At 54.4% G+C, this 12253-nt stretch carries 13 protein-coding genes and 1 other annotated feature; of the genes, 12 read left to right on the forward strand and 1 reads right to left on the reverse strand.

Annotated features, from left to right (window positions below; genetic code table 11):
* The first annotated feature begins 52 nt into the window (after positions 1-52).
* From EDC14_RS18565 to EDC14_RS18575, 3 genes are all read left to right on the forward strand, one after another.
* Complete coding sequence (locus EDC14_RS18565; protein ID WP_132015807.1) at positions 53-319, forward strand: aspartyl-phosphate phosphatase Spo0E family protein; 267 nt, start codon at positions 53-55, stop codon at positions 317-319.
* A gap of 414 nt (positions 320-733) precedes the next feature.
* Positions 734-1045: a nucleotidyltransferase domain-containing protein gene (locus EDC14_RS18570; protein WP_165908126.1), complete on the forward strand. Its 312-nt coding sequence runs from the start codon at positions 734-736 to the stop codon at positions 1043-1045.
* The gene (locus EDC14_RS18575; protein ID WP_132015809.1) at positions 1038-1427 is read left to right on the forward strand and encodes a HEPN domain-containing protein; all 390 of its coding nucleotides are present in this window, start codon (positions 1038-1040) and stop codon (positions 1425-1427) included. The genes EDC14_RS18570 and EDC14_RS18575 overlap by 8 nt, the downstream gene beginning before the upstream one ends.
* A 596-nt stretch (positions 1428-2023) precedes the next feature.
* Here EDC14_RS18575 and EDC14_RS18580 read toward each other — a convergent pair.
* The gene (locus EDC14_RS18580) at positions 2024-2212 is read right to left on the reverse strand and encodes a hypothetical protein (RefSeq protein WP_132015810.1); all 189 of its coding nucleotides are present in this window, start codon (positions 2210-2212) and stop codon (positions 2024-2026) included.
* Positions 2213-2628: 416 nt separating this feature from the next.
* On the opposite strand from EDC14_RS18580, the gene EDC14_RS18585 reads away from it, so the two are divergent.
* The 9 genes from EDC14_RS18585 (at position 2629) to EDC14_RS18625 (ending at position 11454) form a co-directional block, all read left to right on the forward strand.
* Positions 2629-3750, forward strand: a complete 1122-nt coding sequence (locus EDC14_RS18585; RefSeq protein WP_424337420.1) for an ABC transporter substrate-binding protein — start codon at positions 2629-2631, stop codon at positions 3748-3750.
* A 2-nt stretch (positions 3751-3752) separates the two neighbouring features.
* Complete coding sequence (locus EDC14_RS18590) at positions 3753-4637, forward strand: ABC transporter permease (protein WP_132015823.1); 885 nt, start codon at positions 3753-3755, stop codon at positions 4635-4637.
* Entirely contained in the window at positions 4637-5428 is a 792-nt protein-coding gene (locus tag EDC14_RS18595) for an ABC transporter permease (protein WP_132015812.1), read from the forward strand. Before EDC14_RS18590 ends, EDC14_RS18595 begins: the two co-directional genes overlap by 1 nt.
* 93 nt (positions 5429-5521) lie before the next feature.
* Entirely contained in the window at positions 5522-6598 is a 1077-nt protein-coding gene (locus EDC14_RS18600; RefSeq protein WP_132015813.1) for an ABC transporter ATP-binding protein, read from the forward strand.
* Between the two features lie 345 nt (positions 6599-6943).
* Positions 6944-7003, forward strand: a sequence feature (sodium ion sensor (DUF1646 type); this cis-regulatory element may regulate processes involved in with the transportation of sodium ions).
* A 191-nt stretch (positions 7004-7194) separates the two neighbouring features.
* Positions 7195-8571, forward strand: a complete 1377-nt coding sequence (locus tag EDC14_RS18605) for a pyruvate carboxylase subunit B (RefSeq protein WP_132015814.1) — start codon at positions 7195-7197, stop codon at positions 8569-8571.
* A gap of 12 nt (positions 8572-8583) precedes the next feature.
* Positions 8584-8931 (forward strand): OadG family protein, encoded by a 348-nt coding sequence (locus EDC14_RS18610; RefSeq protein ID WP_132015815.1) that lies wholly within the window; start codon positions 8584-8586, stop codon positions 8929-8931.
* A gap of 19 nt (positions 8932-8950) precedes the next feature.
* Positions 8951-9346 carry a biotin/lipoyl-containing protein gene (locus EDC14_RS18615; protein ID WP_132015816.1) on the forward strand — a complete coding sequence of 132 codons (396 nt, stop codon included), beginning with the start codon at positions 8951-8953 and terminating at the stop codon, positions 9344-9346.
* Between the two features lie 15 nt (positions 9347-9361).
* The gene (locus tag EDC14_RS18620; protein WP_132015817.1) at positions 9362-10501 is read left to right on the forward strand and encodes a sodium ion-translocating decarboxylase subunit beta; all 1140 of its coding nucleotides are present in this window, start codon (positions 9362-9364) and stop codon (positions 10499-10501) included.
* Between the two features lie 299 nt (positions 10502-10800).
* The gene (locus EDC14_RS18625) at positions 10801-11454 is read left to right on the forward strand and encodes a (Fe-S)-binding protein (protein ID WP_132015818.1); all 654 of its coding nucleotides are present in this window, start codon (positions 10801-10803) and stop codon (positions 11452-11454) included.
* Positions 11455-12253 lie beyond the last annotated feature (799 nt).

The raw sequence follows: 12253 nt of genomic DNA on the forward strand, positions 1-12253 counted from the left end.
GGCAGACCAAAAATCGAACTCCAAAGATTGCTTTTTGGGGTTAGGATTACCTATGGATAAAAAAAGTTTACAATCTTTTTTATTATACCATATTCTGCATAGCAAGTTACAGGAGACCATGTCGCAAATCGCCGAAAAAAACGAATCAACCCTCAAACAACAAATAGCCGCCAGCCGCGCCCGGCTCCAGTGCCTCTGGAACCTCCACGGCCACACCAACCCGGTGGTCCTGGCCGCCAGCATCGAGCTGGATGAATTGCTGAACCGGTATCACCGGCAGAATAAAACCCAAGACCTGAACCTTGATTCGCCGGATTAAGGGATTGGTGGGATTTAAAACACCGCTCGGGATAATGGAATCATGTTAATCCTTGAATCCTACGAATCATGGTTCGGGAGGCGGAGGATATTTTTCGGATACAAAAACGATACTTCAAACCCGGCTTTTTGCGGTATAATAGCGATCGTGGAAGTCGTTTTTCATTTGAGTCCGTCGGTGATACCGACGGACTTTTGATCATGGGTCACCCGCATTGCCGATGCCCCGGTTTCCTATGTGGAGCTAACTTATGCTTCAGACCAAAAACTGCAAATCCATGGCATCGGTAAATGGCTGATGTTAGACGTTAAAAGAAGGGATAGAGATAGATTGATAGAATATAATAAGCAAGATAATAAGCTCAGTTTAGTTCAATAACTCATCCGATAAAGATGATCATCGGGGGTGAATGAGTTGATTACAAAGGATCAGATTAATCAAGTCGTTGAGACGATTGTTCAAAACGTCCACCCTGATAAAGTTATTTTATTTGGCTCTTACGCAAATGGAAATCCTGGAGAAGATAGCGACTTAGATTTATTAGTAATCAAAGATATGCCCCAAAAACGCCTTCAAAGGGGCCGCGAAATTCGGAAACATTTAAGAGGAACTGGGATTCCCATCGATTTATTGGTTTATACCCCTCAGGAAATCGAAGAATGGCGTGATACAAAGGCTGCGTTTATAACCCAAATTGTCGCTCAAGGTCAGGTTTTATATGGATAAAAAAGAACTATTGGTTGACGAGTGGATTACCAAAGCCGGGCATGATCTGGGAATGGCGGAATTGGCTATTGCCAATAAACCGGAATATAAAGATCTCATTTGTTTTCATTGTCAACAAAGTGCTGAAAAATATTTAAAAGCGTATTTAATTCGTTTGAATATGGATTTTAAGAAAAGTCACAGTTTAATCTATTTGTTAGATTTGTTAAAGGCTCAAGAGAATGTTCCGGATAGTATATATGGGACGGCTGAGATTTTGGAGGATTACGGCGTTGAAGTTCGTTATCCCGGTAATGGGATTGAGCTTGACCAAGAAGATATTCATGAAGCCTATCAGGCGGCTTTGCGAATAAAAGAATTTGTTAAAGAAAAAATGGCTTAAGAAGAACCCCGATTTTAATGAATCGGGGTTTTACATGTTCTATTTGTATAAAAGTTTTTATTCCACGGACCCGGATAAGGTTAGGTACGGTTTAGGTCCACCAAATTAAAATTTTGAAACCCTTGAGAAATCAAGGGTTTTTTGCTACTCGTTTACAGGAACTTACAATTAGGAACTCACCCTGCCCATGCCCCGGTTTCCTATGTGGAGATCCATTAATCCTTGAATCAGGCAAATCACGGTTCAAGAATAAGAATAGGAGACAAATAGGTAAAGCTTCGCGGAGAAAAAAACCTAACCTCCAGCTCCTTCCCTGAACAAGTCAGAGAGTGGCCATTTCGGACGCGTGATTTTTGAACGGGAGAAACGGTTTATCATCATCCCCGTTCGAACGACTCGCCCCACGTCTCCCGGCCGTCATCTCTCCTTCCTCTGTCAGGGAAGGAGGGGAGGATAGGTGAGCCCCGAACCTGGATTTAGAAGATTAAACGGATGAACAGGATTTAAAAAGGTTTCCCGAAGAAAAGGAAGGGAAGAGGGGTATTTACAGGTGGGAGGAAACTCATGAAAACCAGCGGAGAGAAGGGAGCATATCATCAATCATACCGGCCAGGAATTTCAGGTGGTCTTAAACCGTCGAATCCGCTTGGACGGATTTTTTTTGCCAAATGTTGTTCTTCAAGCGCGCTAAAAAACTGGCGCAGGTTTTCCAGATACGGTTTTGGATAGCTGTCGCCAAACACAGATATACCGGTTTTAAGTAGCTTCTGTTTTTTTTCAATCACGATTTATCGCGCCTCCATTCCAAGCGGTGAGCATCATCCGCCGCCCCGTTTCAATCAAGTTCATAAAAACAAGCAAACTCCCATGAAAATATTTCCATTTTATTTCCCATAATCCTCCTTCACCTCACCCCAAACTTCGCAACGGAAACAAACGGAAACACTCCGGTGCGACTTCAATCCCGCTTCCTCTACACCCTTTAAATCGTGACTGCGGCGTTCCACTCATTATTTACGCCGGGACTCACAGGTCAAAGTGTTTTCCTCCCGGCTCCGGCCATCTTTTAAATTCCGGTTGATGATCTCTTGAATCCGGCTGCCCCAAAAACTAATCGGCTCTTAACAATGATCATTTATTCTAAAACTCAATGGCTTTCCGGACAAGAAACGATCATAAAACCAAAAAGGAGGAATTTCCATTGCATACCGCCAGAGTCAAAGCTTGTGTTCTGGGGCTCGCCGGAGCGCTCTTCCTCGGTGCCGCTTTTTGCGGAACGTTTGCCGCGTCGAAATCGAAATCGCTGAACGCCCTGATCGCGGCGGCCAAAAAAGAAGGGCAGCTGACCGTGATCGCCCTGCCGCATGACTGGGTGAATTACGGCGAGATGATCCAGACCTTCTCCAAGAAATACGGCATCCGGGTGAATGAGCTGAATCCCGACGGGAGCTCGGGGGAAGAGCTGGAAGCGATCCGGGCCAATAAGAACAACAAAGGGCCGCAAGCCCCCGACGTCATCGATGTCGGCCTCGCCTTCGGACCCCAGGCCAAGCAGGAAAAACTGATCCAGCCCTATAAGGTCTCCACCTGGAACACCATTCCTGCGAATGTCAAAGACCCTGAGGGTTACTGGTACGGCGACTATTACGGAGTTCTGGCGTTCGAGGTCAACAAGAGCATCGTCAAGAATCCTCCGGCCGACTGGGCCGATCTTTTGAAACCCGAATACAAGGGCAAGTTCGCGTTATCCGGCGATCCCCGCACCGCCAACCAGGCCATTATGACCATCGGCGCCGCATCCATCAGCTTCGGAAAGAAATATGAAAATGCCGCCGCCGGTCTGGAGTTCTTCAATAAGCTGAATAAGGCCGGCAACTTCGTCCCGGTCATCGCGGTGCCCGGCACGGTCGCCTCCGGCGAGACCCCGATCACGGTCCGCTGGGATTACAACGCCTTGGCCAATCGCGACAAATCCGCCGGCAATCCCGAGATCGCCGTGATCATTCCCCGGACCGGGGTGGTGGCGGGCGTATATGTCCAGGCCATTAGCGCCTATGCGCCGCATCCCAACGCGGCCAAGCTCTGGATGGAGTTCCTCTACTCCGACGAAGGCCAGCTGATTTGGTTGAAGGGTTACGGCCATCCGGCCCGTTATCAGGACCTGGTCCGGCGCAAAGCCATTCCCGCCGCCATCGCCGCCAAGCTCCCGCCGGCCCAGGCTTACGAAAAGGCGGTATTCCCCACCCTCGAAGAACAGGAAGCGGCCAAGAAGATCATCGCCGCGGATTGGGATAAAGTCGTACAAGTCGACGTGACCAAATAATGATGGCAGAACAGCTGCGGAGGGGCGCGGTCGCGCCCCTCTCCGGAAGACTCCGGTCCGGCCTCGGCCTGTTGCCGTTCATCCTGTTCGCGGTGGCGTTCATGCTGCTGCCCGCCGGCTCGCTGCTGATCGGAGGGTTTCAGGACCCGGCCGGCCATTTCACCCTGGACAATATCTACCGCCTGGCGCGGCCGGATATCATGGGTTCCTACCTGCTGACGGTCCAGATCAGCCTGGTGACGGCGCTGGGCGGCGGAGTGCTCGGCTTTCTGCTGGCCTATGGCATCACCCTGGGCGGGCTGCCCCGTTTCGTGCAGGGGTTCATCACCACCTTCTGCGGAGTGGCCTCCAATTTCGCCGGCGTGCCGCTGGCTTTCGCCTTCATCTCCACCCTGGGGCGGGTGGGCATGATCACCGTCTTGCTGCGGACGCTGTTCGGCATCAACCTCTACGACCGGGGTTTCAACCTCTATAGTTTCTGGGGCCTTTCCCTGACCTATCTGTTCTTTCAGATACCCCTGATGGTGTTAATTATCACGCCCGCGCTGGAGGGGATGAAAAAACAGTGGCGCGAGGCGGCCGAAAGCCTGGGCGCGTCCGCCTTTCAATACTGGCGGATGGTGGCCCTGCCGGTGCTGGCGCCGACGCTGCTGGCCTCGTTCATCCTGCTGTTTGGCAATGCCTTCGGCGCCTATGCCACGGCCTACGCCCTGACGGGCGGGCTGTTGAATATCACCCCCATCCTGATCGGCGCCCAGATCCGCGGCGATGTGCTGCACGATCCCAATCTCGGGTATGCCCTGGCCCTGGGCATGGTGATCCTGATGGCCCTCTTGATACTGGCCTATTCCTGGCTGCAAAAAACATACTCGCGGTGGCTGCAATGATGAGCATGCGCAAAATCTGGTCCTGGTTCTGGCTGGGAGCGGGGTGTCTCTATTTCTTCATCCCGCTGCTGGCGACCTTTCTCTTCTCGCTGCAGCGCCAAGCCGGTACGCTGAGCTTTCTCGCGTACCAAAATGTATTCGGCGATCCCAATTTTCTGGCCTCATTCCTCTTCTCCGCGGCGATGGCGGTAGGGACCATCCTGGCCGGCTTCGCGCTGATGGTGCCGACCGTCTTTTGGATCCACTGGAAATTTCCCAGACTCAAGCCGGTGATCGAAACCTGCACCCTGCTGCCGTTCGTGATCCCCCCGATCGTGCTGGTATTCGGATTAATCCGCTTGTACAGCAGTCCGCCGCTGACCTGGGTCACGAGCCCCGCCTTACTCATCGCCGGTTATATCGTGCTGGCCTTTCCCTACATCTACCGGGCGGTGGACACCGGCCTGCGCTCGATGGAGGTGAAGACCCTGATGGAGGCATCGCTGAGCCTGGGAGCCAACGGCGCCGCCGCCTTTTTTGGGGTCATCCTGCCGAACCTGCGGACCAGTCTGCTGTCAGCGGCCTTCCTGACCTTTTCGATCGTGATGGGCGAGTTGACCTTCGCCGTCATGCTGGCCTGGCCGGCGTTCGGCCCCTACATGGCGCTGGTCGGGCGGGACCTGGCCTACGAACCCGCCGCTCTCGCCATCTTCAGCTTCTTCCTGACCTGGCTATCAATCGCCTTGATCGGCTGGCTCACCGCCGGCTTGAGCGGCCGGAAGGGGAACGCCGTCCCCGGCGGCGGAGCCTGAAGGAGTTCGCTTCATGAACGGCTGCTTTGCCCCGCCGGTAACGGTTGCGGGGGTTCCGGACCGGCGCTTGAATTGAAATCGTAGGAGGAAACCATGGCTTTTCTGGAATTGACGGGCGTGCAAAAAAAATTCGGCAAACAGTTCGCGGTGCGCGATTTCAACCTGGAGGTCCAAAAAGGGGAATTCGTCTCCTTCCTGGGCGGCAGCGGCTGTGGCAAGACCACCACCTTGCGGATGATCGCCGGTTTCGAGCTGCCGACCGCCGGCCGGATCCGCATCGGGGACCGGGACGTCAGTAATGTCCCGCCCAACCGCAGGCGGGTGGGGATGGTTTTTCAAAATTACGCCCTGTTTCCCAACCTGAACGTGGTTCAAAACATCGCTTTCGGCCTGAAAGTGGCCGGCGTCCCCGTCAAAACCCGGCTGGAACAGGCCGGACGGCTGCTCGACATGGTGCATTTGGACGGGTTTCAAAATCGCTATCCGCACCAGTTGTCCGGCGGCCAGCAGCAGCGGGTGGCCCTGGCCCGGGCCCTGGCCATCCAACCCCAGGTGTTGCTGCTCGACGAACCGCTGTCGGCGCTGGACGCAAAGATCCGCCTCAAACTGCGCCAGGAGATCCGGGCGCTCCAAAAGGAGCTCGGCATCACCACCATCTATGTCACCCACGATCAGGAAGAGGCCCTTTCCCTCTCGGACCGGATCGTGGTGATGCGGGAGGGCCGCATCGAACAGGTGGGTACCCCGGCCCAGATCTACCATGACCCCGCCTCACTCTTCGTGGCATCGTTCATCGGGACGCTGAACCGGCTGCGGGCGGAAGTGGCCGATCCCGCCGCCGGCAGGCTGGCCGTGGCCGGACAAGTGATCAGAACGGGCGGGGTTTTCTCCCGTCCAAAGGGCGAGCCGGTCTGCGTCGCGCTGCGCCCGGAGCGGCTGAGCCTCGAGCGGCGGAATGACGACGACAACTGCCTCTCCGGCATCCTGTCCCATGTGACGCTGCTGGGAGCGATCGTTCGCTGGTCGGTCCGGGTCGGGGAACAGGAGATCCGCATCGATACCTTTAACGATCCGCTGCTCGAAATGCCCCCGGCCGGCCAGACGGTTCGCGTTTACTTCCCGGAAGCGGCCTGCCGGGTGATGGAGGATAGCGAGGTTGCGGCCGGTTAGGCGGGGCAGGAAAAGCGCTGACTTAAAAATGCAATATTAATGTCACATTAATTTAACATTATCAATTGCGCTGTTATTCCCATGAAATCTCCGGCCGCATCGCTGTCGGATGACATGAAAATATCAAGATTGAAATGGTAGGATATGTAAGGAGACTCCGGAATGTCTCCTGGCGGATCGTAAAAATACCAGCTCATCGCGTTGTAATTTCGGCGTCGCAAAATATTTTAGCGGTTAAACTGCTCGGGGCCGATGATAATCATTCAGACAGCGGATATGTTTTTCGGCTTGCCAAATCGGAAATAGAAATGTTATAATATTGTCAATTTGATAGGATTGACTGACGGTTGGACGAATTCTAACATTCGTTTTCAAGATGAATTTAGGCTTTTGGGGTGGGAAGCTCGTGATTGCGAGCTTCCCACCCTTATTTTATAGAACTGCGCTTTCGCGGAAGTAAACCGCGGCCGCCGGCGGTTCCGGGCTGGAATATGAAAGCCCGATCCAAGGGATAATGCTCCTGGGGAACCCGGCCGGCGGATGATGGAATGGCGTTGGGATTTGGAGCAACACAACATACAAGGAGATGAAGGGACATGAAAGTCAACATCACGGAAACGGTACTACGCGATGCCAACCAGTCGCTGATCGCCACTCGAATGCCTTTCTCGGACTTCGAAGCGATTTTGGAGACGTTGGACCAGGCGGGGTATTACTCCCTGGAGTGCTGGGGCGGGGCGACATTCGACTCCTGCCTGCGCTATTTGAATGAGGACCCCTGGGAAAGACTGAAGAAGATCAAGGACAAGGTGAAGAAGACGCCGCTGCAGATGCTGCTCAGGGGGCAAAATATTCTCGGCTACAAGCACTATCCCGACGATGTGGTCCGCCAGTTTGTGGCCCACTCCGTGGATCAGGGCATGGATATCTTCCGGATCTTCGACGCCCTGAACGATTTCCGCAATATCGCGGTCGCCGTGGATGAAACCTTGAAACGAAAGGCTCATGCCCAGGGGTGCATCTGCTACACCACCAGCCCCATCCACAACCTCGAGAAATACGCCAAAATGGGCAAACAGCTGGAAGAGATGGGAGTCGCCTCGATCTGCATCAAGGACATGGCCGGGATCATGGGGCCGCAAGAAGCCTACGACCTGGTGAAAACACTGAAGGAATCGGTCAAAGTGCCGGTCTTCCTGCATACCCATTCCACGACGGGTTTGGGACCGGTCTCCTACTTCAAGGCGGTCGAGGCCGGTTGCGACGGCATCGACTGCGCGATCTCCTCCTTCTCGGGCGGCACCTCGCAGCCCGCCACGGAGTCAATGCATTACGCCTTTAAGCAATTCGGCTATCAAACCGGGCTGGATGAAAAGACCCTGAAAGTAATCAACGATTTCTTCAAGCCGCTCAAGGCCAAATATATTGCGTCCGGGCTGATGGATGCCTTTGTGATGGGCACCGAGACCGACGCCCTCGTCTATCAGGTTCCCGGCGGCATGCTTTCCAATCTGATTGCGCAGTTGAAAGCGCAAAACGCCATTGACAAGCTGGATGAAGTGCTGGCGGAGACGCCCCGGGTCCGAAAGGATCTCGGATATCCGCCGCTGGTGACTCCCATGAGCCAGATGGTCGGCGTCCAGGCGGCCACCAATGTGCTGCAGGGCGAACGGTACAAGAGCGTCTCCAAAGAGATCAAGTCTTACCTGCGGGGCGAATACGGCCAGGCGCCGGGCGAGATCGACCCCGCGCTGATTCAAAAGGTATTGGGCGACGAAAAGCCGATCACGGCCCGGTTCGCCGATACCCTGGCACCGGAGTTCGATAAAGTCAAGGAAGAGTTGAAAGGCGTCGCCCGGAACGATCGCGACGTCCTCTCCTATATTGTCTTCCCGCAGATTGCCGAGAAGTTTTTCAAAGAGCGGGAGGAGCGCACGGCAACGAAGGTCTCCTATTCAATCGTGAAAAAGTAGAGGGTGGTGCGGATGTCGTTCTTCGAAAGTATTGTCGTATCGTTGTTCTGTATCGCAACGGTATTTGTGGTGTTGGCATGCTTGTTTGTCTTCGTCAAGATCCTATCGAAGGTTTTGAGCGGGTTGGCCGCAAAAAGCGCGCCGCTATCCGAGGATGCGAAAACAGCGGTGGAAACGGCGGCGATTGCGGCCCCGGCCGCGGACGCTCCGGATTTCACCGCCGGAGAACTGAAGCTCATCAACGTGGATGAGAAGACGGCCGCCATGATCATGGCCATCGTCAGCCACGAGTCCCAAATTCCCCTGTCGGAGCTGCAGTTCCGCTCGATCAAGGCAGTCCCAAAAACGGAAATTCAATAGGATATAGGGGGTTTTCGAATTGAAATATATCGTCACCATTAATAATCAGAATTACGAGGTTGAAGTGGAAAAGGGGCAGGCGAGCGTCGTCAAGACGACCGAGACTGCCGCTCCGAGCGTTCCGCCGGCTCCTGTGGCCGTCCAGGCCGCTCCGGCGCCGGCACCGGCGCAGCTGGCCGCCGTCAATGGGACTCCCGCAGCGGGCACTCCGGTGCCGGCGCCCATGCCCGGGACCGTTATCAGCATCAAGGCGCAGACCGGCCAAAAAGTCCAACAGGGCGAGGTATTGGTGATCCTGGAGGCCATGAAGATGGAGAATGAGATCACAGCGCCGGTCCAAGGGGTAGTCGCACAAATCATTGCCGTCAAGGGTTCATCTGTCTCCACCGGGGATGTCCTTGTCGTCATTCAATAGCGGGGTGAGCAAATAATGTTTTTCGAAGCGATCCAAACCATCTGGTCCGATTCGGGCCTGATTGCCCTGACCTGGCAGCACGGCCTGATGATTGGAGTGGCCTGCGTCCTTATCTATCTGGCGATCGTCAAAAAGTTTGAACCCCTGCTGTTACTGCCGATCGCCTTTGGGGTGCTGCTTGCCAATCTGCCTCTGACGGGGCTGATGAGTGGAGCCGCCGCCGGTTCCAAGGAACCGGGCGGACTCCTGTATTACCTGTATCAGGGCGTGAAATTGGGGATCTATCCGTCGCTGATCTTTCTGGGGATCGGCGCGATGACCGATTTCGGGCCGCTAATTGCCAGGCCGTCCGGACTCTTCATGGGAGCCGCGGCCCAGTTCGGAATCTTTGTCGCCTTCATTGTCGCGACTCTGCTCGGTTTCTCGCCGCAGGAAGCGTCCTCAATCGGCATCATCGGCGGCGCGGACGGACCGACCGCCATCTATCTCACCACCCGGCTCGCTCCGGAACTGCTGCCGGCCATCGCCATCGCGGCCTATTCGTATATGGCGCTGATCCCGTTGATCCAGCCGCCGCTGATGCGCCTGCTGACCACGGAGAAGGAACGGAAAGTCAAGATGGAGCAGCTGAGAGAGGTATCCAAGCTGGAAAAGATTTGCTTTCCGATTGCCGTCACCATCTTCTGCATCCTGCTGCTGCCGTCGGTCGCTCCGCTCATCGGAATGCTGATGCTGGGGAACCTATTCAAGGAGTCCGGCGTCGTCGAACGGCTGTCCAGCACGGCTCAGAACGCGCTGATCAACATCGTCACCATTTTCCTGGGCGTCACGGTAGGGGCCACGGCGGTGGCGGACCGGTTCCTGAGGCCCCAGACGCTGATGATCATCGCGCTGGGCCTGATGGCCTTCATGTTCAGCACCATCGGCGGATTGCTGTTGGGCAAGCTGATGTGCTGGCTCTCCGGCGGAAAGATCAATCCGTTGATCGGTTCGGCCGGCGTCTCCGCGGTGCCCATGGCGGCGCGGGTGTCCCAGGTGGAAGGGCAAAAAGCCAATCCCTCCAACTACCTGCTGATGCACGCCATGGGTCCGAATGTGGCCGGGGTCATCGGTTCGGCGGTGGCCGCAGGCATTCTGCTCGCCTTGTTCGGGTAAACCGGCGGGCCGCGGGCGCGGCTGTTTTCATGGCAACCGCCTGAAAACAGCCGATGGATTTTTGAGGATTTTTACACCAACTCGGGGGTTGCGGAGGATTCCGCAACCCTTGTTTCATTTTGCCGCGCTTTTTTATAAGCGTTTTTTCCATTGCCATTTCCCGGCAAATCATGGATAATTTATCTGATGCGTATTGGCGGATGGCTCCCGCCCCCCCGAATGACGCGTCGCAATTCCGGAAGACGGATCGCCTGATTTCATGGTAAAATGGGCCAGGATGAATGATTTGGAGGGATAATATGAATCAGGTTTACGCTCCCGGTTGCGCCGTGATGATTTACAAACCCGAACTCGCCCAAAAGATGCTGGCGTTTTTCCAGCGGGAATCCGGCGCTATCCCAGTACATTTGACTTGCTGCAGGCATGAACCGAAACTGCCCGCCGGTACCAGGGTCATCAACACCTGCGCCGGTTGCGACCGGCGTTACCGTGAGCTTTACGACGGGGTATCGACCATTTCGCTCTGGGAGATCCTGGCCGAAAGCGAATCCTTTCCTTTTCCCGACTATCACGGCCAGACGATGGCCATCCACGACGCCTGCCCCACCCGCGGCGAGGAGCGGGTGCACCGGGCGGTCCGGAAGCTGCTGGAGAAGATGAAGATCACGGTGCTGGAGCCGGAAAACACCCGGGACCGGGCGACTTGCTGCGGCGATAGCTTCTACGGCGCCTTGCCGGTGGAACAGGTGAAAGAACAGATGAAAAAACGCGCCCGGGAGATGCCTGCCGAAGATGTGGCCGTTTACTGTCTTTCCTGCGTCAAGGCGATGCACATTGGCGGGAAAAAGACCCATTATCTGCTCGATCTGTTATGGAACGAAGCGACGACTCCCGGAACCTCCGAGCCCGAAGCGTGGCACGGGGAATTGCAACGCTTCATCGCCGAGCATTGAGGAAATTGTTCCTTCATCTTCAATCGCATAGGCCATCTATCGAACAAAATTGCGTTCATTTTGGGGCACGATATAAAGTAGTCTTACAAACTTAAAGGTAGCAAGGATTTACACCATTTTTTAGAATCGGATTGAAAGGAGGGTGTTTGATCCTTGCCATTCTGATTGTCTAAAAATCGACCTCTCCCCCGTCCCCTCCCCGGCGCAGTCTTTTTGATGGTTGACTCGACGGGGAGGGGCGAATAGCGATAAACTGTTGCCAATTATGGGGTTTTCTTAGGCCTGAATTCTGGAAGTTGAATTTGCAGAAAGACTTGCTTTTTGTTTAAACATTGGCCCGTGTTTCAAGCGATTGACCCCTCCCCGTCGAATGAGCCCTCAAAACTTACTGCGCCGGGGAGGGGAGCGGGGAGAGGTTGCTTTTGGACTTACTTTATCGCTACATAAGTTGAATTAAATATCTGTTATGCATCATGTCCCGTAAGCCTTCCATGATGGATAAATTAAGGAATTTAATTCAACTTATCACAGCTGAAATAGGATGAAATAAATTCCGTTTTAATTCCATTTGCATTCGGCCTTCTATGCAAACGGCTTTGTTAAAAGTCGTTGCATTAGGAATGCAAATCTTAGTACAGAAATTTATTTCATCCTATCCCGGCGAAGCCGGAACCAAAAAGGTTTTTGGAGATCAATAGAGAGATAAAGCAAGTCCAAAAGCGACCTCTCCCCGATCCCCTCCCCGGCGAAGCGAATTCAGATAGACATTTCGACGGGGAGGGGTCAATCGCTTGAAACG

Origin of the sequence: Hydrogenispora ethanolica (assembly GCF_004340685.1) — a bacterium.
Lineage (GTDB): Bacteria > Bacillota > UBA4882 > UBA8346 > UBA8346 > Hydrogenispora > Hydrogenispora ethanolica.